This is a genomic window from Amycolatopsis sp. w19 (assembly GCF_051373225.1).
Taxonomy (GTDB): Bacteria; Actinomycetota; Actinomycetes; order Mycobacteriales; family Pseudonocardiaceae; genus Amycolatopsis; species Amycolatopsis japonica.
On sequence record NZ_JBPQFM010000015.1, the window covers coordinates 50844 to 72203 of the forward strand.

General features: G+C 68.4%; 24 protein-coding genes. 13 read left to right on the forward strand and 11 right to left on the reverse strand.

The window, feature by feature from the left end:
• Window positions 1–8 precede the first annotated feature (8 nt).
• From ACSMFO_RS26515 to ACSMFO_RS26525, 3 genes are all read right to left on the reverse strand, one after another.
• Window positions 9–215, reverse strand: coding sequence for a CsbD family protein (locus tag ACSMFO_RS26515; RefSeq protein ID WP_436460898.1), 207 nt, complete (start codon window positions 213–215; stop codon window positions 9–11).
• 84 nt (window positions 216–299) lie between these two features.
• Window positions 300–1184 carry an alpha/beta fold hydrolase gene (locus tag ACSMFO_RS26520; protein ID WP_436460899.1) on the reverse strand — a complete coding sequence of 295 codons (885 nt, stop codon included), beginning with the start codon at window positions 1182–1184 and terminating at the stop codon, window positions 300–302.
• Window positions 1184–1684, reverse strand: a complete 501-nt coding sequence (locus ACSMFO_RS26525) for a hypothetical protein (RefSeq protein WP_037344996.1) — start codon at window positions 1682–1684, stop codon at window positions 1184–1186. The genes ACSMFO_RS26520 and ACSMFO_RS26525 overlap by 1 nt, the downstream gene beginning before the upstream one ends.
• Window positions 1685–1823: 139 nt before the next feature.
• Between ACSMFO_RS26525 and ACSMFO_RS26530 the strand changes: the two genes are divergently transcribed.
• Window positions 1824–2435: a LysE family translocator gene (locus ACSMFO_RS26530; RefSeq protein ID WP_436460900.1), complete on the forward strand. Its 612-nt coding sequence runs from the start codon at window positions 1824–1826 to the stop codon at window positions 2433–2435.
• Window positions 2436–2446: 11 nt separating this feature from the next.
• Window positions 2447–3094, forward strand: a complete 648-nt coding sequence (locus ACSMFO_RS26535; RefSeq protein ID WP_436460901.1) for a B3/B4 domain-containing protein — start codon at window positions 2447–2449, stop codon at window positions 3092–3094.
• Here the strand turns inward: ACSMFO_RS26535 and ACSMFO_RS26540 are convergent.
• Complete coding sequence (locus ACSMFO_RS26540) at window positions 3081–4010, reverse strand: Ku protein (RefSeq protein WP_436460902.1); 930 nt, start codon at window positions 4008–4010, stop codon at window positions 3081–3083. The two genes, ACSMFO_RS26535 and ACSMFO_RS26540, sit on opposite strands and share 14 nt — an antisense overlap.
• 439 nt (window positions 4011–4449) lie before the next feature.
• Here ACSMFO_RS26540 and ACSMFO_RS26545 point away from each other — a divergent pair, with 439 nt between their 5' ends.
• From ACSMFO_RS26545 to ACSMFO_RS26555, 3 genes are all read left to right on the forward strand, one after another.
• On the forward strand, window positions 4450–7362 hold the full coding sequence (locus ACSMFO_RS26545; RefSeq protein WP_436460903.1) for an AfsR/SARP family transcriptional regulator: 2913 nt from the start codon (window positions 4450–4452) through the stop codon (window positions 7360–7362).
• An 81-nt stretch (window positions 7363–7443) separates the two neighbouring features.
• Window positions 7444–7566, forward strand: a complete 123-nt coding sequence (locus ACSMFO_RS26550) for a hypothetical protein (RefSeq protein WP_255432121.1) — start codon at window positions 7444–7446, stop codon at window positions 7564–7566.
• Between the two features lie 264 nt (window positions 7567–7830).
• The gene (locus ACSMFO_RS26555; RefSeq protein ID WP_436460904.1) at window positions 7831–8694 is read left to right on the forward strand and encodes a SagB/ThcOx family dehydrogenase; all 864 of its coding nucleotides are present in this window, start codon (window positions 7831–7833) and stop codon (window positions 8692–8694) included.
• Window positions 8695–8984: 290 nt separating this feature from the next.
• On the opposite strand, the gene ACSMFO_RS26560 is transcribed toward ACSMFO_RS26555, so the two are convergent.
• Window positions 8985–10169: a DUF222 domain-containing protein gene (locus ACSMFO_RS26560; RefSeq protein WP_436460995.1), complete on the reverse strand. Its 1185-nt coding sequence runs from the start codon at window positions 10167–10169 to the stop codon at window positions 8985–8987.
• A gap of 114 nt (window positions 10170–10283) precedes the next feature.
• Window positions 10284–10979, reverse strand: a complete 696-nt coding sequence (locus tag ACSMFO_RS26565; RefSeq protein WP_436460905.1) for a methyltransferase domain-containing protein — start codon at window positions 10977–10979, stop codon at window positions 10284–10286.
• Between the two features lie 28 nt (window positions 10980–11007).
• On the opposite strand from ACSMFO_RS26565, the gene ACSMFO_RS26570 reads away from it, so the two are divergent.
• The gene (locus ACSMFO_RS26570; protein WP_436460906.1) at window positions 11008–11454 is read left to right on the forward strand and encodes a MerR family transcriptional regulator; all 447 of its coding nucleotides are present in this window, start codon (window positions 11008–11010) and stop codon (window positions 11452–11454) included.
• On the opposite strand, the gene ACSMFO_RS26575 is transcribed toward ACSMFO_RS26570, so the two are convergent.
• From ACSMFO_RS26575 to ACSMFO_RS26585, 3 genes are read right to left on the reverse strand one after another with little or no spacing between them, the layout of a single operon-like run.
• Window positions 11412–11999: a DUF305 domain-containing protein gene (locus ACSMFO_RS26575; protein ID WP_436460907.1), complete on the reverse strand. Its 588-nt coding sequence runs from the start codon at window positions 11997–11999 to the stop codon at window positions 11412–11414. The two genes, ACSMFO_RS26570 and ACSMFO_RS26575, sit on opposite strands and share 43 nt — an antisense overlap.
• Before the next feature lie 47 nt (window positions 12000–12046).
• Window positions 12047–12418: a DUF6153 family protein gene (locus ACSMFO_RS26580; protein ID WP_360121432.1), complete on the reverse strand. Its 372-nt coding sequence runs from the start codon at window positions 12416–12418 to the stop codon at window positions 12047–12049.
• A 19-nt stretch (window positions 12419–12437) separates the two neighbouring features.
• A complete protein-coding gene (locus tag ACSMFO_RS26585) occupies window positions 12438–12809 on the reverse strand; it encodes an ArsR/SmtB family transcription factor (protein WP_037344985.1) in 372 nt (123 codons plus the stop codon).
• A gap of 75 nt (window positions 12810–12884) precedes the next feature.
• On the opposite strand from ACSMFO_RS26585, the gene ACSMFO_RS26590 reads away from it, so the two are divergent.
• Both ACSMFO_RS26590 and ACSMFO_RS26595 read left to right on the forward strand, forming a co-directional pair.
• Window positions 12885–13871, forward strand: coding sequence for a cation diffusion facilitator family transporter (locus tag ACSMFO_RS26590; RefSeq protein ID WP_436460908.1), 987 nt, complete (start codon window positions 12885–12887; stop codon window positions 13869–13871).
• Complete coding sequence (locus ACSMFO_RS26595) at window positions 13868–14914, forward strand: winged helix DNA-binding domain-containing protein (protein ID WP_436460909.1); 1047 nt, start codon at window positions 13868–13870, stop codon at window positions 14912–14914. Before ACSMFO_RS26590 ends, ACSMFO_RS26595 begins: the two co-directional genes overlap by 4 nt.
• On the opposite strand, the gene ACSMFO_RS26600 is transcribed toward ACSMFO_RS26595, so the two are convergent.
• On the reverse strand, window positions 14907–16064 hold the full coding sequence (locus tag ACSMFO_RS26600) for an epoxide hydrolase family protein (RefSeq protein WP_436460910.1): 1158 nt from the start codon (window positions 16062–16064) through the stop codon (window positions 14907–14909). The two genes, ACSMFO_RS26595 and ACSMFO_RS26600, sit on opposite strands and share 8 nt — an antisense overlap.
• Before the next feature lie 60 nt (window positions 16065–16124).
• Here ACSMFO_RS26600 and ACSMFO_RS26605 point away from each other — a divergent pair, with 60 nt between their 5' ends.
• Window positions 16125–16535: an NUDIX hydrolase gene (locus tag ACSMFO_RS26605; protein WP_436460911.1), complete on the forward strand. Its 411-nt coding sequence runs from the start codon at window positions 16125–16127 to the stop codon at window positions 16533–16535.
• Here the strand turns inward: ACSMFO_RS26605 and ACSMFO_RS26610 are convergent.
• Window positions 16513–17718, reverse strand: a complete 1206-nt coding sequence (locus ACSMFO_RS26610) for an MFS transporter (RefSeq protein WP_436460912.1) — start codon at window positions 17716–17718, stop codon at window positions 16513–16515. The genes ACSMFO_RS26605 and ACSMFO_RS26610 overlap by 23 nt on opposite strands.
• Window positions 17719–17798: 80 nt before the next feature.
• Between ACSMFO_RS26610 and ACSMFO_RS26615 the strand changes: the two genes are divergently transcribed.
• The 4 genes from ACSMFO_RS26615 (at window position 17799) to ACSMFO_RS26630 (ending at window position 21277) form a co-directional block, all read left to right on the forward strand.
• Window positions 17799–19220 carry a PLP-dependent aminotransferase family protein gene (locus ACSMFO_RS26615; protein ID WP_436460913.1) on the forward strand — a complete coding sequence of 474 codons (1422 nt, stop codon included), beginning with the start codon at window positions 17799–17801 and terminating at the stop codon, window positions 19218–19220.
• 155 nt (window positions 19221–19375) lie between these two features.
• A complete protein-coding gene (locus ACSMFO_RS26620; RefSeq protein WP_016335879.1) occupies window positions 19376–19819 on the forward strand; it encodes a single-stranded DNA-binding protein in 444 nt (147 codons plus the stop codon).
• 84 nt (window positions 19820–19903) lie between these two features.
• Window positions 19904–20932 carry a polyprenyl synthetase family protein gene (locus tag ACSMFO_RS26625; protein ID WP_436460914.1) on the forward strand — a complete coding sequence of 343 codons (1029 nt, stop codon included), beginning with the start codon at window positions 19904–19906 and terminating at the stop codon, window positions 20930–20932.
• 36 nt (window positions 20933–20968) lie between these two features.
• Window positions 20969–21277: a cupin domain-containing protein gene (locus ACSMFO_RS26630; protein WP_436460915.1), complete on the forward strand. Its 309-nt coding sequence runs from the start codon at window positions 20969–20971 to the stop codon at window positions 21275–21277.
• The last annotated feature ends 83 nt before the right edge of the window (window positions 21278–21360 follow it).

Here is a 21360-nt window from a genome sequence, read left to right on the forward strand (position 1 = left end):
AAAGACCGCTACTTCCTGAAGGTGTCGCGGATCTTGTCAGCCGCGTCGCCGACGGCGTCCTTCACGTTTTCGACGGCGCCCTTGAGCCCGGCCTTCGCCTGGTCCGCCTGACCTTCCGCCCGCAGTTCGTCGTTGCCGGTGGCGTCGCCGGCGGCCTCCTTGGCCTTACCGCCGAACTCTTCGGCCTTGTTGCTGATCTTGTCGCCCAAAGACATCGTTCCTCCTCCGGATCGTGTGCCTTACGCCCGAAGGACAAGCGAAGATCAGGATTCGTCACGCACACGGACGGGTGATCGCCCTCACTGGAGCAGAGACGTCACCGCGGCGGCGAACGCTTCAGGCGCCTCCTGAGGAACGTTGTGCCCCACCCCCCGCAGAACCCGATGCTCGTACGGCCCGGTGAAGTACTCGCGGTCGCCCTCCGCGCTGGGCCCGCCGACGCCGTCGTCCCCGCTTTCCAGCACGACCGACGGCACCGTGATGGCGGGCTCCCGCGCGATCAGGTCTTCGAGCGCCTGATACCGCGGATCACCCTCCGCCAGACCGAACCGGTGCCGGTACGAATGGATGACGACGTCGACGAAATCCGGATTGTGGAGGCTCCGCGCGCTCGCCGGGAACGCCGCGTCGGCGCCGGTCCACGTCGGCGACCAGGTGCGCCACAACAACGCGCACAGCTCGTCGCGGTTCTCCGTCAACCCTCGGCGGCCGCGCTCGGAATGGAAGTAATACTGGTACCAGTACGTGCGTTCCCATTCCGGCGGCGCCGGTTCCCCGGCATAAGCGAGATTCTGGACGTTGTAGCCGTCCACCGACACCAGTCCGCGCACACGCTCGGGCCGGAGCGCGGCCACGATGCACGCCGCGCGGCCGCCCCAGTCGTATCCGGCGACGACCGCGTTTTCCAGCCCCAGCGCGTCCATGAAGTCGAGCAGATCCTGCGCGAGCGCGGCCTGCTGCCCGGAGCGGATCGTGGCGTCGTCGAGGAAGCGCGTCCCCCCGAACCCGCGGAGATACGGGACGTACACCGAGGCGCCGCCCGCCGCGAGGACCGCGGCGACCTCGTCGTAAGCGCGGACGTCGTACGGGAACCCGTGCAGCAGGACCACCGGCGGCCCGCCCGCCTCGCCGGCCTGTTCGTATTCGATCTCCAGGATCGGTGTGGCGACGCGCTTCGTGGCCATCAGCCGGACCAGCCGCTCAACCTCGTCAAAAGCCGTTCCAGGACTTCGGGATCGGCGCCGACGGGCTCACCGGAGACGGGTTCGTCCACCAGCGTGCGCCGGTCGCCTCGCCTCGGCAGGCGGACCTGTCCGGCCGACAGGCCGCCGGGCAGCGGCAGCTCGCACCAGACGGTCACGCCGCCGGTCGCACTCGGCGCCACGCCGGTCCGCTCGCCCGGCGCGGGCGTCGGCACCGGAAGCCCGTCCAGTTCGTGGTCGACCTCGATGACCAGCACGTCCGACCGCAGACGCAGTCTCAGCGTCAGGAACGGCGGCTCCTTCGGATCGGCCGCGTCGACCAGCGTGCCCACCAGTCTGGCGGCGGCGGTCTTCGCCTGATCGAGCAACGGCCGCAAGGACCAATCCGACAAGATGAGACGGACGAAGAGCTCGGAACACAACACGGCGTTCGGTTGTGCCACCAGCCGGAGGTCGTCCACCTGGGAAGTGCGCGCGCTCAAACCAAGGCCTTCCTCGTCGACGTGCGAGCGTGCATCATGCCACTCCATCCGGTGAACCCGTCGATCAACCCTTTGGTCCAGTGGAGTGGCACGGGTTTGGCTCTGTCCACGAGGCCAAACGGCGCGCACAGTGGTCGGCGTGAGCATCGCCTTCCTGATCACCACGCTGGTCGTGGTCGCCACGCCCGGAACCGGCGTGGTCTACACCCTTTCCGCCGGGCTGGCCAGGGGAAGACGCGCGAGCGTCCTCGCCGCGACCGCCTGCACCCTCGGCATCATCCCGCACATGATCGCCGCGATCACCGGCCTCGCGGCGCTGCTGCACGCCAGCGCGGTGGCGTTCGAGATCCTGAAGTACCTCGGTGTGGCGTACCTGCTCTACATGGCGTGGTCGACGCTGAAGGACCGGGAAGCCATCGTCGTGGAAGGCGATCCCGAACCCGCTTCGGCGCTGCGGACGATCACATCCGGTGTGCTGATCAACGTCCTGAACCCGAAGCTGACGCTGTTCTTCTTCGCGTTCCTGCCCCAGTTCGTCCCGGCGGGAGAGCCCGGTTCGCTCCCCCGGATGCTGCTGCTGAGCGGGGTGTTCATGCTGGCGACGTTCGTGGTGTTCAGCGTGTACGGCGTCCTCGCCGCCGGCGTGCGGCACCACGTCCTGTCCCGGCCGCGCGTGCTCGCCTGGCTCCGGCGGATCTTCGCCGGTTCCTTCGCCGCGCTCGGCGCCAAACTCGCGTTCACCACCCAGTAGACAGGTCCAGCATGCGACTCCAGCACCACCCGGACATCCGTTCCGCCCACCCCGGCCTCGCCGTCGGCACACTCCAAGCCACCGGGATCACCCCGGAATTGCCGGTCGATCTCGAGAAGTTCGTCGCGCGGGCGACGCGGCGGCTCGCCGACGGCCCGGAATCGGAGTTCCCCGAGATCCAAGCGTGGCGGCGGGCGTTCGCCAAGATGGGCTTGAAGCCGACGCAGTACCGCTGCGCGTCGGAGTCCTTGCTGCGCAGGCTGCGGAAGGAAGGCACGCTCCCCCGCATCCATCCGGTGATCGATCTCTGCAACGCGGTTTCGGTCGCCTACGCCATCCCCGTCGCGGTGCTCGACATCGCGAAGATCAGCGGCTCGCTGGAAGTCCGTCACGCGCGCGGCGACGAGAAGTACGTGACCTTCGCCGGCACGGTCGAACAGCCGAACCCCGGTGAGGTGATCTTCGCCGACGAGGACGGTCAGGCCCACGCGCGGCGATGGACGAACCGGCAGAGCGGCCACTCCGCGGTCTCCGCCACGACGTCCGACGTGCTGATCGTCTCCGAAGGGCTGCACGCAACGGCGGCGGAGGACGTCCGGCTGCTGATCGAGGCGATCGCGGGCGAACTCTCGGCGGCAGGCATCGTCACGAGGCTTTGAGCGCCTTCTCCAGGCTCGCGCGGGTCATCTTCGACCGTCCCTTGATGTCCCGCTCCCTGGCCAGCTTGTCCAGGTCGGCCTTCGGCAGCGAAGAGAGGTCCTTCTTCGCTGCCGGCTTCTTCGCCCCGGACTTCTTCTTGGCCTTTCCGCTCTCCACGCTCTTCGAAAGCGCCTCGAACAGGTCGACGACCTTCGTCGGCTCCCCGGGTTCGGTGGCCGGCGTGATGGTGTCGCCCTTCTTCTTGGCCTTGATCAGCTCCCGGACACGGTCGGTGTAGGTGTCGCGGTACTCCTCGGGCCGCCAGTCGTCGCTCATCGCGTCGATCAGGTTGACGGCCATGTCGAGTTCCTTGCCGCGCGCCTTCGCCTTGCCGGGGAGGTCCGGCAGCTGCTCGGCGGGATCGCGCAGATCGGCCGCGAAATGGAGGGTGTTGAGCACCATCACGCCGTCACCGGAACGCACCAGCGCCAGGTATTCGCGGCCACGCATGACGAATTTGGCGATCCCCGCCTTGCCCGACGAGTCCATCGCCTCGAGCAACAGCGCGTACGGACGCTCGAACTCGTCCTTCGCGGGCGCGAGCCAGTAGGTCTTGTCGAAGAACATCGGGTCGATGGCGTCCAGCTCGACGAAGCTCTCGATGTCGAGCGACTTCGACCGGCCCGGCGCGATCTCGTCCAGCTCCTCCGGCTCGACGACGACGTACTCGCCGCTGTCCAGCTCGTAACCCTTGACGATGTCTTCGTAGCCGACTTCCTTGCCGGTGCGCTCGTTCACCCGCCGGTACCGGATGCGGTCTTCGGTGCCGCGCTGGAACTGGCGGAAGTGCACCGTATGGTCTTCGACCGCGCTGTACAGGCGGACCGGGACGGTCACCAGACCGAGCGAAAGCGAACCGCTCCAGACCGGGCGCATGGGCACACTCCTCTCCTCCACCGACCTGGTACCCGTGATCGCGGAGGATCACACCTGGTCATGGACGCGGAGAAGGGGCTACCAGGGCGGTTGGCCACCCCCAGTACGAAGGCCAACCGCCGCGGAGCCCCTACACGCGGTTCGGCGCGCTGCCCCGTCGCGCCGAGCCGCAGCTGTACCTTCAGCTTTCCAAGGGCCTGCATCGGAATTACATCGGCTCTCCACCGCCGGACATCCGCGCAGTTCAGGGGCCGCGGGGCGTAGAATCGGGAAGGTTTCAGGGCAGGCCCGCGCACGCCCGTTAGGCCGAATGCAGTACGGCGCGCCCCGCGCCGACCTGGCTGGAGGCCGAAGCGGTGGGCTAGGGTGCCGATCAGCCGGCGAACGGACTGGAGGTAGTGCGTGAGCACGCTCACGGCCTCGGACGACATAGTCGCATATGACCGCTGATCGTTTACCCGATTCGGCGGGATCGCCTCGAACCACTGTCCAGAGTTCCCAGCTCGGCTTCTCCGTTCTCGGTCCGCTCGAAGCCGAAGTCGACGGTGTCCCCGTCCGGCTGGGCGGACGCCGCGAACAGCGTCTCCTCGCCGCCCTGCTGATCAACGCGGGCCGGCTGGTCCCGGTGTCGTACCTGGTCGGCACGATGTGGCCCGAAAATCCGCCGAAGACCGCGGTCCGCCAGGTCAGCAACGCGATCGCGCGGCTCCGGCACGACCTCGGGGTGGCCCGGTCCGCCGTGGTCACCACCGGTTCGGCGTACCGCGTCGTCATCAGCAGCGCCTCGCTCGACTCGGTCCGCTTCGAAGCCGACTACAACCAGGGCGCCGAACTCCTCGCGGCCGGGCTGATCTCCCAGGCGGCCGCCAAACTGGCCGACGCGCTCGCGCTCTGGCGCGGCCCGGCGTTCGACGGTCTCGAAGGCGACGCCATCGAGCAGACTGCGCGACGCCTCGACGAAGAACGCCTCGCCGCCAGTGAGCTCCTCATCGGCGCCAGGCTCCGGCTCGGCGAGACCGAGGCGGCGGCTCGCGAGGCCTTCGACCTCGCCGCGTGGCATCCCACCCGCGAGACCCTGCAATGCCTCACCATGCTGGCGCTCTACCGGGCAGGCCGCGGCGCCGACGCGCTCCGGACGTTCGACCGGACCAGGATCGCGCTCGCCGAGGAGCTCGGCGTCGACCCCAGCGCCGAACTGAGCGCGCTCCACCAGCAGATCCTGCGCGCCGACGCCGAACTGATGGAGGACGGCGCCCTCGTCCGGTACGGCGTCGGCGGGCTCCGGGCCGGGATGGACACCGGCGGGCGACGCGAGGACGCGGACGCGCAGAAGGCGCTCTTCCCCCGGCCCGCGCAGCTTCCCGCGGACCTCCCCGCGTTCGGCGGCCGCGCCACGGAACTGCGGACCGTCCTCGAAATCGGCCAGGACGATTCCACGGCGGGGCCGCGGCTGATCGCGATCGACGGCATGCCCGGTGTCGGGAAGACCGCGCTGGCCGTCCACGCCGCGCACCGGCTCGCCCCGCTGTTCCCGGACGGGCAGCTGTTCGTGAACCTCGAAGGGTTCTCGCCCGCCGGAGACCCCGTCGACCCGGGGACCGCGCTCGAGGCGCTGCTGCGGTCGCTCGGCATCCAGGGTTCGGACATCCCCGCCGGGACCGAACAGCGCGCGGCGCTGTTCCGCAGCTGCCTCGCCGGCAAACGGGTGCTCCTGGTGCTGGACAACGCCATCGGGGCGACGCAGGTGAGCCCGCTGCTGCCCGGCGCGGCGAGCTGCTGTGTGCTGATCACCAGCCGGACCCGGCTCGTGGACCTCGACGGCGCCGAGCTGCTCTCGCTGGAACCGTTCAGCCGGGCCGACGCGGTGGATCTGCTCGGCCGGATCGTCGGGCCCTCCCGGTTGAAGCGGGAGTCCCCGGACGCGGCCGACCAGGTCGCGAGCCTGTGCGGCGATCTCCCGCTCGCGCTGGCCGTCACGGCGAGCAGGCTGCGCGCGCGGGCGTCGTGGACGCTCGACTTCGTCGCCAGGCAGCTGCGCGACGAGCGGAACCGGTTCGGCGAGCTCACCGCCGGCGAACGCGACGTCGCGGGCGCGTTCCGAGTGTCCTATCTGAACTTGACCGAGACCGAACGGCGGGTGTTCCGCCGGTTGAGCCATCATCCCGGTGCGGCGTTCGATCTGCACTCGACGGCGGCCTTGGCGGAAGTCGACCTCGCCGAGGCCCGGCGGCTCGCCGAACGTCTCGTCGACGTGAACCTCCTGCGTCAGCCGTCGATGGACCGCTACGAGATGCACGACCTCCTCCGCAGCTACGGTCGCGAACTCCTGCTCGCCGAGGAGCCCGAGCACCAGCGTGAGGCGATGATGCGGCGGCTGTTCGACTACTACCGCAGCACCGTCGCGGCCGCGATGGACTTCATCGACCCGGATTCCGAGGAGGAACCGGGCGGCCTCGAGGTGCCGAAGAGCGAGTTCGGACAGTCCTTCGCCGACTACGACCAGGCCGCGCACTGGATGGACGCGCAATGGCAGAACGTGCTGCCGGTGGCCGTCGCGATGAACAACCATCAGCAGTACTCCGACCTCGTGCCCTTCTGTTCGGCGGTGTGGCGCTACTTCGACAACCGCGGCTACTACCGGCAGGCCAGGGAGCTGGAGACCCTCGCCCTGTCCGCCGCGCGGGTCACCGGGAACGTCGTCCTCGAGTACCAGGCCCTGCACATGTACGCCCTGACCCTGTGGCGGCTCAACGAGTTCACCGAGGCGAACCGGCTGTTCAACGAGGTGTTCGAACTTGCCGCGACCACCGGCGACATCCGGATGCAGTGCCGGGCCAGGGGCAACTCGGGGGTCACCCACTGGCTCAAGGGCGAGTCGGACGAGGCGATCGAACACCTCGGCTGGGTACGGGAGACCGCCCACGCGCACGGCAGCGTGCTCATCGAAGCCCGCGCCAGGCACCGGATCGGGCTGATCCACACCGAGAACAGGCGCTATCCCGAAGCCGCCGAGGAACTCGACCAGGCACTGCGACTGGCGCAGGAGAACGAATCGCCCGATCTCGAGGCGGAATGCTTTCTCGCCCTCGGTATCAATTCGCGCGGACTCGGTGACGGCGCGCTCGCGGTCAGTCAGTTGACGACCGCGGTGGAAGTGCTGGAATCGACCGGGAATCGCAGCATGCTGCCCATCGCCCACAAGGAGATGGCGTTCGCGTTCGACATTCTCGGTGAGCGACTGAATGCGGACCGTCATCGCCGGTTCGCATTGCGCCTCTACACCGATCTCGGCATTTCGGAGTCGCCTGAGGTTCGCGAACTCAAACAGCACCTGAACGATTACTCGGCGTAATTAGCCGTTCTGCTCCGGTACTCTGTTGGCGTAGGTATATTCGCTTGACCGGAGTAACCGTTCACGGAGAGGATCGACGGCATGCACGATGAGGACGACGACGAGTTCTTGTACGAGCTCGAAGCGGAGTACAAGGCACAGAGCACCTGGGGCGGGTTCGAGCCGCCGCCGCACGGCGGGCCTCCTTTCCGTTCGCGACGCTGAATCACCTGACGTATTCGGAAAGTATTTACTGGGGACTGGGGCACAAGACATTCGATGCTGGTCAGGGTTTCCTCATGCGGAACGCTCTATTGGTCCGATGGTGACGTCGTCTGGGACGATCACCTCGGACATCGCCAGCTGAAACTCGCCGATGGAACCGAACGCGTCCTGCGATGGTTCAGTTCTTGGCGAGAACCGGAATCGGTCCGCGATGCGGATGAGAATCCCGAGATCGGGGAAAGGCTCGTCCGTATCGCGCGAGCGATGATCCGGTACGAAGTACTGGTGGTCAAAGGTTCTCACCGGCAACAACGCGAAGAAGAGATCCTTCGGGATTGGGGCCCTTGGGGAACGTCCGCGCGGGCGTTTCACTTCGGCACGCGTTCGTTGCGCGAGACCGCGTTCACCACCAGCGAAACGACGGCGAAAACCTTGCTGGAGAAGGCGAAGGTCAGCCCTCCGCCTTCTCCGGTGAGGCCTACGGGCGAGCACCACACGATCGCGTTGCCCGAACCGTCACCGGAACCACTGAACACCATCGGGCTGGGCGAGGCGCTGAGCCGGCGCAGAAGTGTCCGCGAGTTCGGTGAAGAACCCTTGCGGTTGCGCGATTTGAGCGCGCTCCTCACCGCGGCCAGGCCGACGAGGCCGGAAACGCATCCCGACATCCCCGCCACCGGGAACGTCTTCAAGACGAGCCCGTCGGGCGGGGCGCGGCACCCGACGGAGGTGTACGTCTACGCGAGGAACGTCGAGGGCCTGGCACAGGGCGTCTACCACTACGACGGCTTCCGGCACGGCCTCACGCCGCTGGACGGCAAGATCGACGACGACCAGCTGATCGCGCTCGCCGGCGACCAGCAGTGGACCGGGAACGCCGGCGCACTGCTGATCTACACGAGCGTCATCGAGCGGAACCAGTGGAAGTACCCGGTGAGCCGCACGTATCGCGTGCTGCTGATGGACGTCGGCCACCTCAGCCAAACCGTGTACCTGCTGGCGACCGCGCTGGGCCTGAACGTCACGTTCACCGCCGCGCTTCGCGACGAACTGGTCGAGGACCTCCTCGGGTGTGATCCGGCGAACGAGCTGGTGCTCGGTATGTCGGTGGTGGGCAATCGCTTGTGATGGCAGGTGGTTGGTTTCGGCGGTGAGGCGTGGCCGGATTTCGGCGATGTCTCCTCGTCGGGCAGCCGCGGCGCCACGGTCGTTTTCCGGCGACAGGACACCCCAGACAGGGCAGCTCCGCGGCGAAGTGCGTTGCGCTCACCGGCCGTTTCCGTTTTCCGACGACGGCCGAGAACGGTGCGGCTCGCCGGTGCGGGGGTCGTGCAGAGGCGGTGGTGTGCTGCCGTAACTCCAGGCCGACCAGCCCGATACCTGATCACGCGAGCCCGTTGCCGCTTCCCGGCGATAGCTCAGAACGGCGGCGGTTCCTCAGCACGAGGTTCATGCAGCAGCGGAGGCGAGCTGTCATACGTTTGCCCCGTGGGCGTGGTGATCGTGAGAGTCCCATCGGAATCCAGCCGGTAGTTCCAGCCGGGTTCGTCTTTCAGCCGGTGATCACGGCGGCATAGATCGATCAGTTCGGAATCCGCGGTATGACCACCGTGTTGCCAGGGCAGGGAATGATCGAGATCGCAGGCCTGCGCCACACGGTGACACCCGGGTCTTCGGCACTCACGATCCCGCACCCGAACGAATTCGTCGAGACCGGCGGTGGGCCGATACCGGTCCCGTCCGAGGTCGAGAACCTGTCCCGAGAGTGGGTCGGTGATGATCCGCCGCAACACTGTGTTCGACCCGGACGCGATGTGCCTGGCCAGCGTCGCCGGGATGTGCCCGTGCCCGGCCATCTCCGCAGGATCATCGTTCAACCCGAGGTAGGTGTTCAAGTCCAAGTAGAGGAACGCTTCGGACCGTTCACTCTTCCCGCCCTGACCGCCCAACAGAAGATCAAGGGCGACATCCGCACGCAGCTGGTCCAGGGTGCGGGTCTCCCCACCGGCCCGCAGGGCGCGGGCTTCGCGGTCGATCCGCGTATAGGCGGCAGCCACCTTCTCGACGGGGCCGTCTTCGACCTCGATGGACGCCACGCCGGTCTCTCCCTGCCGGATCGATAGGCGACGTCCGCCGCGGTTCCGTTCGGCACGGCGGGAGGCGCCGTCGCGGTCGGCCGTCATCGCCGCATGGTTCGCCGCTTTCCAGATCTGATCGGAGTTCCGGTCCGGCAACCGATCCTCCAGCACCGCGTCCACCGCGCGGGCGTCGTCGTCCGAGAGCCAGGCGGTGGCTGTCGCGACTTTCATCGCTCCGTAGCCACCGACCTTCCCGGCATCCAGGAGTCCCAGTGTGCGTGGCAGGCGGGTGGTCAGCGCCTGAGCGGCGGACACCAGCCCGGCGGCGTGTCCGTCCACAACGGACAGAGCGAACGCGACCTCCTGCACCACACTCGAAGCACCGTCACGATGACGGCTCAACCGACCCAAAGCACGGAACCGGACCGCCTCCAGCCGTGCGATGCCCTCCGACGCCGCGACGGCAGCTTCTACGGCATCGTTGTCCCCCAACGAATCCAGCGAACCATTGACCTCCTTGAACAAGTCCGACGAGGTGATTTCCTTCAAACGCGCCACAGCGGCGTTGAGAGTGCCCACCCGCAGAACGTACAACCGACCACCGACAGTTTCCGGCGCCAAGAGCGTCGGCAACACCCGCTAAACGATCCCCGAAGCCAAAAACTGCGGCACAGCAACACCATCGACCTGTTCAGCCAGCCAAAGATCCCCCTCCGCAACGGAAATCGCCCCCACTCGGACAGCAACCTCCACCAGCCCACGAAGGAACGGCTCCCCACTGAGAAACCCGACGACACCCTCCACCTCGACGTCACGAAAACCGCATCCGTCGAGCAGCCGCCGAAACCCGCGCGCGATCCGGGGCGCGGCGACCTCCGAAGCCCGAGCACGCACGATCTCCCGCGTCAATGCCGGATAGGAGGAGTCGATCATCAGCCCTTCCCAGTCGGGCCCGGACAAGACGATCCGTCCACCTGGGGCCAGGACCCGCCGCGCCTCCGCGAGAGCGAGCTCCGGCTCCGCCAGTTCATGGAACACCTTGTCCGCCCGGTAGCCCGCGAACCCGCCGTCCACCGGCAGCGCGTAGGCGTCGCCGAGCAGGAAATCCCCTTCAGGCCACCGTCGGTGGGCCTCGTCGATCATCTCGGTCGAAAGGTCGGCGCCGACAGCGCGGAAACCCCGCGCCGACAACTCCGAGACGGCCAGTCCGGCACCGCAACCGACGTCGATCACCGCGGCGCCGGGTTCGAGCCGGAGCAGGTCATAGGTCCGGGCCCGCAGTTCGGCGGCTCCCGGCAGGGCATCGGCGGCGTCAAGCCGCTGCAACATGGACATACCCCGGATCGTCCGACTTAATGGCGACATGAAGTCAAGCACCTTGAGCGTCGGTGAGGTCGCGGAGCGCTTCGGCCTGGCGACGCACGTCCTGCGGCATTGGGAATCCGTAGGCCTCCTCAAGCCCGCGCGTGCGGGCGATCGGCGGCGGTACGACGACAACGACGTCTACCGGATCGCGATCATCCTGCGCGCGAAGGAGGCGGGACTGAGCCTTGAAGGCATCCGTGAGATGTTCCAGAAACCCTGCGAGCGCGAAGCGATCCTCAAGGAGCACAAGCGAGAACTCGAGCGGCGTATCGCGGCCGCACAGGCCTCGCTCGCGATCGTCGACTGCGCTCTCGGGTGCGAGCACGACGACTTCACCCAGTGCGCGCACTTCCGGGAGGCGGTGGCACGGGCCGATCGATCCGGCCCGTGCCACCGTCCCACTCAGCCGAGCAGCGCGCGCATCTCGGTGATCTCGGCCTGCTGACCGTCGATCACCTTCTGCGCCAAGGCCTTCACTTCGGCGTTACTGCCCTGCTGCAGCGCGGTCTTCGCCATTTCGAGCGCGCCTTCGTGATGTTTGACCATCATCTCCAGCCACTGCTTGTCGAAGGCGGCGTCCTTGGCCTTGCCGAGTTTCGCGAGATCGTCCTCGGTCATCATGCCGGCCGCGGAGCCGTGCCCGGAGTGCTCACCCGACGGCGCCACTCCCCAGCCCTTCAACAATCCGTTCAGCTGCTGGATCTCCGGATCCTGTGCCTTCTGGATCCGGGCGGCGAGGTCGACGACCTTCGCGTTGCGTGTGCGGCCGTCGACGAGTTTCGCCATCGCGAGCGCCTGTTCGTGATGCGGGATCATCCCCTGCGCGAACGTGACATCGGCCTGGTTGTGTCCGGCCTGCTGGGGGTCCGGCGCCTTCACCGTGGACATGTCGTGCCCGGTGGAAGCGGTGTCGGAACTGGCGCATCCGGTGAGCACGGTGAAGGAGGCCAGAGCGGCGAGCGCCGCCCCGACCAGTTTCCTGCTGGTCATGGTTCTTCCTCGAGTCGGTTTCGGGCAGGGCGGGACGAACCCGCCTGTCACACCCGCAACACGCAAAGGAAGGACAACTTCTCCGGTACCGGTCTCCAGCGCGGCGGATCACGGCCCGAGGCCGAACCGCCCGCCCGCCGCGACTTCCACGTCGTCACCGTCCGTCCATTGCGGACGAGCAGCCAGGTGACGATCAGCAGCACTCCCGCGGCGAGCACCGCGAGACACAGATGCAGTCCACTGTGTCCACCGTCGTCGTGCGAAGGCGTGTCCGCGCAACACGGATCCGCCATCGCGACGGCGGAATGCCCCGTGCCGTGGCCGGACTCGGCGACGACGTGGTGCATGCCGACGAGCCCCAGCGCCACGACGCACAACAGCAGCCACCGCAGGGCCGCCGGGCACGAGGACTGGGTCACGGCTCCACCGTAGCCGGATTCAGTGCGCCGCCGGACGGTGGGGTTTCGCCGCCGAATGCAGTGCCGGGATGTCGCGATCGATGTGGTCGGCGTGGAACAGCGCCTGCGCGAGCAGACCGCGGACGTGATCGTTGGCCGCCGAGTAGTAGACGAACGTCCCCTCACGGCGCCCCTTCACCAGGCCCGCGAGCCGCAGTTTCGCGAGATGCTGGCTGACCGCCGTCGGCGCCGCGCCGGCCAGTTCCGCGAGACAGGCGACCGAGGACTCGCCCTGCAGAAGCGCCCAGAGGACCTTGACCCTCGTCGGATCCGCGAGCAGCCGGAACGTCTCCGCGGCCAGGTGGACCTGCTCCTCGGTGGGCATCTCGAAATCCGGAACCGACTCGTGCATGCCAGGAGGATAGCCGCTATCCTTCTGCCTGCGTACCTGCATGACTGCGCAGGTAGCATGACAGTGAGGTGGAAGATGCCAGGGCATGGACACAGTCATGGCCACCAGACGGCGAAGAGCCGTCTCCGGCACCTCCTGACTCCGCACAGCCACGACAGCGCCGACCGCGTCGACAGCGCGTTGGAGACCAGCAAACGCGGCGTCAGAACGCTCATCTGGTCGTTCGCCGCCCTGTTCGTCACCGCCGTCGCCCAGCTCGTGCTCGTGCTGATCACCGGCTCCGTCGCCCTGCTCGGCGACACGATCCACAACTTCGCCGACGCGCTCACCGCGCTCCCGCTCGGCATCGCCTTCCTGCTCGGCCGCCGCGCCGCCACCCGCCGCTACACCTATGGGCTCGGCCGCGCCGAAGACCTGGCCGGCGTGCTCGTCGTCCTGCTCATCGCCGCCTCGGCCTTCCTCGCCGGGTACGAATCCGTCCAGCGGCTGCTCGATCCACTGCCGGTCCAGCATCTGTGGGTGGTCGCGGCGGCGGGTGTCATCGGCTTCGCGGGCAACGAACTCGTGGCCAGGTACCGGATCACCGTCGGCCGCGAGATCGGGTCGGCCGCACTGGTCGCGGACGGCCTGCACGCCCGCACCGACGGGTTCACGTCGCTCGCGGTCGTGCTCGGCGCCGCCGGTGTCGCGTTCGGCTTCCCGATGGCCGACCCGATCGTCGGTCTCGCCATCACCGTCGCGATCCTGTTCGTCCTGCGCGACGCGGCCAAGGAGGTCTTCCGCCGCCTGATGGACGCCGTCGACCCGGCCGACGTCGATCGCGCCGAACGCGCGGCCGCCGAGGTCCCCGGCGTGCTCGGCACGCGGGACCTGCGGATGCGCTGGATCGGGCACAGCCTGCGCGCGGAACTCGCGGTGTCGGTCGAGGCCGGGCTGACCGTCACCGAGGCGCACCGCCTCGCCCATCGTGTCGAGGCGAGGCTGCGCGAGGTCCTCCCGCGGCTCGCGGAAGCGGTCGTGCACACCGAACCGGTGAACGCCCATGAGATCGTCAACGGGTGACGCCGTCCGACAACGACATCCGCGCCGTCCGTGCCCGCGCGCAACTGCTGACCGTTCCGGCGACGGACGTGCTCACCGTCGCCGGAACCGTCACCGCCGTCCAGGCGCAGTCGACGCCCGCCGCGCGGCTCGCGTTCCGGGCCCGTAGCCGGGGCCTGACCTCGCAGGACATCGACACATCCCGTGAGGTGACGCGCACCTGGCTGATGCGCAAGACGCTCCACTTGGTGCCGACGGTGGATCTCCGCTGGCTGAACCGGCTGTTCGGTCCGCGGAACGTCCAGGCGGGGCAGGGCCGCCGCCGTCAGCTGGGTCTCACCGGCGAACTCTGCGAACGCGCGCTCGGGAAGCTCCAGGATCTCTTGCCCGGCAAGGCACTGACCCGGCAAGAGATCCTCGACGGCTTGGCCGCCGACGGCATCGTGCTCGACGCGAAGTCCCAGGCCCCGGCCCATCTTCTGGCGTACGCGGCCAATCGCGGGCTGCTGTGCCGAGGGCACGACTCCGGAACGGAGCCGACGTACGTGCTCCTCGACGAATGGGCCACCGAAGGCCACGATCCGGCGGAACCGCATACGGAACTCGCCCACCGGTACCTGACCGCGTACGGCATCGCGACCGTCGAAGACTTCGTCGCTTGGTCCGGGCTCCCACTCGGCCTCTGCCGCAAGGCTTTCACCGCGCTTGAACTCGTGTCCGCCGGTGACGGCTTCGCCCTTGTGCGGACCGAGTTGTCCGCTCCCCCATGCCCTCCGCGTCTGCTCGGCGCCTTCGACACGTACCTGCTGGGCTACCGCGACCGCGCTCTGCTCCTCGACCCGGCCGAGTCGAAACGCGTCAACTCCGGTGGCGGGATGATCGCGCCGACCGTACTGGTCGACGGCCGGATCGCCGGAACCTGGCGCACCAAGCGGACCGCGAAGCAGACGAAGGTCGTCGTGGAGCCCTTCGCCGTGCTTTCGCGATCCGCCATCACCGGCCTGGAGTCCGAAGTGGACGATTACGGCCGGTTTCTCGGCGAGACGGCCGTCCTCGTCATTTGAGGGACCGGAAGAACTCCCGCACGTCCGAGACCAGGATCTCGGGCTCCTCCAGCGCCGCGAAATGCCCGCCGCGATCGACGTCGGTCCACCGCACGATCGTGTGGGCGTGCTCGGAGTACCGCCGGATCCCGACGTCGTGCGCGAAGATCAGCGCCGCCGTCGGCACGCCGGAGTTCTTCTCGACGGCTCCCCAGGTTTCTGCCTGCGCGTAGCCGACGTACGCGGACGAAGCCGCCGTTCCGGTCAGCCAGGTGAACATGACGTTGGTCAGCAGCCGGTCCCTGCCGATGATCTCCTCCGGCAGCGTGGGGCGCGGATGCGTCCACTCGCGGAATTTGTCCATGATCCAGGCCAGCTGCGCGACCGGGGAGTCGACGAGCCCGTAGCCGAGGGTCTGCGGCCGCGTCGACTGGATCGCGATGTACCCGAACTCCTCCCGCATGAATGCCCTGATCCGGTCGATGCGATCGCGTTCGATGTCAGTCAGCGAAGCGAGTTCCTCGTCCGACAACGACATCGGGGGCATCGGTGTCAGCCCGCCGTTGACGTGCACGCCGATCACCTTGTCCGGCGCGGACCTCGCCACCTCCGGTGACACCGAAGCGCCGAGATCGCCACCCTGCACGCCGTAGCGTTCGTAGCCGAGCCGGCGCATCAGTTCCGCCCATGCCCGGCCGATCCGCGGCATGGTCCACCCGGAATCCGAGACGGGGCCCGAAAAGCCGAAGCCCGGAAGCGACGGGATCACGAGGTGGAACGCGTCCGCCGGGTCGCCGCCGTACGCCTTCGGGTCCGTGAGCGGCCCGATGACGTCGAGGAACTCCACCACCGAACCCGGCCAGCCGTGCGTGAGGATCAGCGGCGTCGCGCCGGCTTCGGGCGAGCGGACGTGCAGGAAGTGGATCCGCTGCCCGTCGATGACCGTGGTGAACTGCGGATGACGGTTGATCTCGCGTTCGGCGGCGCGCCAGTCGTAGCCGTCGCGCCAGTACTCGGCGAGTCCGCGCAGCCAGGCCATCGGCACTCCGGTGTCCCAGCCGTCGCCGGGGAGCGGCGCGGGCCAGCGCGTGCCGTCGAGCTTCGCGTGCAGCTCGTCCAGCTGCTCCTGGGGGACGTCGAGGCGGAAGGGGCGGAGCTCGGTGTTTTCCATAAAGCCCACGTTACGAGCCATTGAGGACAGGTTCGGTCCTCGATCGGGAAGGTATTCGGAGTGCGGGAAGATTCGCTCGTGACGGACAAGTACTTGGCATACGGCAGGCTCATCCGCGACGGCAAGATCCTGTTCATCCGGCGGCAGGCATCGTCGTTCCTGGGCGGCCGCTGGGAACTGCCGGGCGGGACCGTCGAGCCCGGCGAGCGACCGGCCGAGACCGTGGTCCGCGAGTTCGCCGAGGAGACCGGGCTGGCCGTCCACGTCACCGGCGAACGCGGCACCCACAGCTGGGACGACGTCGCGGGCAGGCCGATGCGGATCCACGCCGCGGTGTACGCGCTCGCCGAGGAGGTCCCGGGCGAAGTCGTGCTCGATCCCGAGGAACACGACGCCTTCGTCTGGTGCGGCCCGGAGGAAGCCGCGGGGCTCGATCTCGCGGAGCACTTCAGGCGGGCACTGGAGGACTGACTTCGAGGGCGGCATCCGGCCTGGTCCGCTCCGCCCAGCGGACGGCGGGCGCGGTGAGCGTCCCCGCGAGCAGGAACAAGCCGCCCAGCACGATCCAGCCGGCCGTTCCGCCGACCAGGATCAGACCGGTCAGCAGTACCGGGCCGAGCATGCGGGCGATGGCCGTCCCCGCACCGAAAAGTCCTTGGTACTGCCCCTGTTTGCCGTCGGGCGCGAGACCGAAGCCGATCTCCCAGGAGCCCGCCGCCTGCGCCATCTCCCCCACTACCTGCAACGCGGCCCCCGCGAGCAGCACCAGTGCCGCCGCCCACGCGGAATCGCCCATGGCGGAGAACGAAAAGATCAGGCAGGAGACGAAAAGCAGCAGTCCCGCATGGCGGACGTAGCGGGACGCGCCGCGCAGGCCGGTCACACCGCGCGCCACCCGCACCTGGAACACCACCACGCTCGCCGTGTTGAGCACCAGCATCGCCGAGACCAGCCAGCTCGGCGCCGCGGTCCGGGTCGAGATCCACAGCGGGAGGACCAGGCTGAACAACGGCATGTAGAGCAGCATGATCATGTTGAGCAGCGCCAGAAGCGCATACGGGCGGTCGCGGAGGACGGCCACGGACGGCTCGCCTGCCCGCATCGGCACCGGAGCCACCGAAGGCACCTTGCGGAGCACGAGCGCCGCGGCGACGAAGGCCAGCGCGTCGACGACGAACACCGTCAGGAACGCTTCCCGCGTCCCGATCGCCAGCGCGATCCCGCCGAGCGCCGCGCCGATCGCGATCCCCGCGTTGGACATCGCCTGCAGCCGGGCGCGGAACGTCGTGCGCCCGGCGGGGTCGATCAGGCCGGCGAGCAGCGCCTGCCGTGCCGCGCCGAGACCGCATTGGAAACAGGCGTAGACGCAGGCCGCGATCACGAACGCGAAGACCGAGTCCACGAAGAGGAACGCCGTGACCGACGCGGCCGTGCCCAATGCCAGCAGGACGGCCGTGCCCTTCGGCCCGCGACGGTCGGCCAGCTGCCCCAGCACGACCCCGGCCACCGAGCCGACCGCCCAGCCCACGGTGAGGCCGAGCCCCACCTGCGCGGGCGAAAGCCCGACGATCAGCGTGAAGTACAGGGCCGAGCTGACGTAGTAGGCGCCGTCGCCGACGGAGCTGATCAGCTGGGCGGAGGTCAGTCGCTTCACATGCTCAAATTAAGCACCGGATTGGCCACATCCCAGCGCCAATATCCGCCAATCGCGTTGGGCCAATATAGGCTCGGGACGTGCCGTTCCACATCAGCCTCGACGGCCATACCGACCTGGCCGCGCGGATCTACCGCCAGCTCCGCGACGGCATCCTCGACGGACGCCTCCGCGCCGGGGAACGTCTGCCCCCGACCAGGGAACTGGCCCGCGAGCTCGACGTCTCGCGCAATACCGTCGCGGTCGCCTACGAACGGCTCACCGCCGAAGGCTTCCTCGACAGCCACGTCGGACGCGGGACGTTCGTCAGCCCCGGCTTCGTGGCGCGTTCGAGGCGCGCCGCGCCTGCGGGCACCGGGGTGCGGCCCGTCGCGCGGTGGAGGTCGCTGCCGGACCCTCCCGGCGACGACCGGCCCGCGTTCGACTTCCGGGTCGGCGCTCCGGATCCGGCCCTGTTCCCGCTGCGGACCTGGCGACGGCTGGTCAGCCAGGCGCTCCGGCCGTCGCTGCTGCCACCGTCGGGATACGCCGACCCCGCCGGGCTCGAAGCGCTGCGGATGGCGATCGCCCGGCACATCGGCGCCGCCCGCTCCGTGCGAGCCGGCGTCGAGGACGTCCTTGTCACCCAGGGCGCGCAACAGGCCCTCGACCTGATCGGCCGGGTCCTGATCGAACCCGGAACGCGTGTCGCCGTCGAAGACCCCGGCTATCCCCCGGCCGAACGGCTGTTCGCCGCCCACGGAGCCCGGATCGTGAAGGTGCCGGTGGACGCCGAGGGCCTCGACGTCACCGCGCTCGCGAAGGGCACCCGATTGATCTATACGACGCCCTCGCACCAGTTCCCGCTCGGCACGCCGATGTCACTCGCCAGGAGGACGGCGTTGCTGGCGTGGGCGGAACGGAACGACGCGGTGATCATCGAGGACGACTACGACAGCGAGTACCGCTTCTCGGATCGGCCGCTCGAACCGCTCCAAAGCCTGGACCACGACGGCAGGGTGCTCTACGTCGGATCCTTCTCGAAGACACTGCTTCCCTTGCTGCGATTGGGTTTCCTCGTCGCACCCGCCTCGCTGCGACCGGCGCTGCGGCAGGCGAAGCAGCTCATGGACTGGCACGGCGACCTCGTCACCCAGTCGGCGTTGGCGAGTTTCATCGACGAGGGACTGCTCGCCCGCCACGTACGCAAGGCCACCCGGGAGTATTCGGTGCGACGGGACCGGATCCTGGCCTTCGTACGCGACGAGCTACGTGACGTGCTGGAGTTCGTCCCGTCCAGCGCCGGACTCCATCTGTGCGCGCCGGTCTCTCCACAAGCGACGGTCACTGTGGACAGTGCGGTCACCGAAGCGGCTCAGGCCGGGGTGGCCGTCGAAAGCCTGTCCACGTACGGAGGAACGCGCGGCGGCCTGGTGATCGGTTACGGGCTGGTCGGTACCGACCGCATCGACGAAGGGCTCGTCCGGCTCGGCGAGTGCGTTTCGGCCGCCAGGCTGTCATGAAAGGGCCGTTCAGGACACTTTCCGTCTTGAACGACCCTTTCATGACATCCGTTCGCCGCGGGACGCCGAAAACTGTCGTACCCCGGTGGTCTCCTGTTCCCAGGCGACAGCGGGCCCGTCCGGGGCCGCGCGCGGAAGCAGAGGAGGAAAGTCCCATGGCCGGAGAAACGGTGCTCACGGTGATCGGCAACCTGACGACCGACCCGGAGCTGAAGTTCACCCCGTCGGGAGCCGCGGTAGCGAACTTCACGGTCGCGTCGACGCCACGCGTCCTGGACCGCGCGAGCGGGGAATGGCGCGACGGAGACCCGCTGTTCCTGCGCTGCGCGCTGTGGAAGCAGGCCGCGGAGAACCTGGCCGAATCGCTCACCAGGGGAACCAGGGTGATCGTGCAGGGCAGGCTGAAACAGCGATCGTTCGAAACCAAGGAGGGCGAGAAACGCACGGTGGTGGAGCTCGACGTCGACGAGATCGGCCCGTCGCTGCGGTATGCCACGGCGAAGGTGAACAAGGCGGGCCGGAGTTCGGCGGGCACGCCGTCGGACGGCGCGTGGGAGCGAACGCCGGTGGCCGCCGGAAATCCGGAGCCGCCCTTCTGACCGGGCGGTTTCCCTCTCGGGAGGGAGCGATCTCCCTCCCGCGCGTCAGGCGGTCGCGCACCTCCGGCCCGAATGCTGGAGGGCGTGAACACGACCACGATCGTCACGGAACTCGGGCTGGACCCGGCCCTCGGGCGGCACATGCGGTTCGCCGCCGAACTCCGCACCGGGCTCGCCCTGGTCGAGGAAAGACTTCAGGAGGTGTTGCGCAGCCCAGGTCATCCGGAACTCACCGAAGCCGCCACTCATCTCGTCCGCGCGGGCGGGAAGAGGCTGCGCCCGTTGATGGCGTTGGCCGGAGCCGCGTTCGGCGACGGCCGGGACGAGGCGATCTCCGCGGCCGTGCTCGTCGAGCTCGTCCACGTGGCGACGCTCTACCACGACGACGTCATGGACGAAGCGCCGATGCGGCACGGGGTCACCAGCGCGAACTCCTTGTGGGGCAACAAGAAGGCCGTCTTGCTCGGAGACTATGTGCTCGCCTGCGCGGCGCGGGTCGGGGCCGGGCTCGGTGATTACGCGTTGCGTTCGCAGGCGGAGACGTTCGGCAGGCTCGTGCGCGGCCAGTTCCTGGAGACGACAGGGCCGTTCGAGGACTGCGGCCGTCACGCGCCGTACGAGCACCACATCCAGGTGATGGCCGACAAGTCCGCGTCGCTGATCGCGATGGCGGGCAGGCTCGGCGCACAGGTGTCGGGCGCGGACGAGCGGACCATCGAAACGTTGGGCCAGTACGGCGAACTGATCGGCGTGGCGTTCCAGATCTCCGACGACGTCCTCGACATCTCGGCGTCCACCACCGACCTCGGCAAGTCCGCGGGCACGGATCTCCGCGAAGGCATCGTCACCTTGCCGATGCTCCACGCGCTCGACGACGAGGGGCCCGGTGCGGCTCGCCTGCGCGAGATCATCGGGCACGGGCCGGTTCCCGATCCGGCGGTCCGCCAGGAGGCGCTGGGGCTCTTGCGCGACTCCGCCGGCGTCGTGCGTGCCCTCGCCGAAGCACACGGGTACGCGGCCAAGGCGAAGGACCTCGCGCTCAGCCTCCCCGACCGGCCCGCCCGAGCGCTGCTCGTCGGCCTTTCGACGTTCGTGGTCGACCGCGGCGAATAGGACCACGGTGCCCGCGACCAGGGTTACAGTGGCGGAATGACCACCGAAACCGTGGAAAACGTCGAAGGCCGCGACATCGGCTCCGGAGTCTCGATCATCCGCGAACGGACAGACGTCGACGGTTCCGGACCGAGGCTGCATCAGCATCCGTATCGCGAAACCTTCGTCATCATCCACGGCCGGGCCAGGTTCACCATCGGCGCCTCCGAGCGCGAAGGCGGGGCGGGCGACGTCCTGGTCGTGCCGGCGGAGACCCCGCACAAGTTCGCCGTGATCGGCCCGGAAGTCTACGAAGCCGTCCACATCCACGAAAGCGACCATTTCATCACCGAATGGCTCGAGTAATTCTGTCGGACGCCAGAAAACCCTTTCCCGGTCTAGAATCCGACGACGTGCTCGTGGACGGGCGGGCACCCGAGGCGACGGGA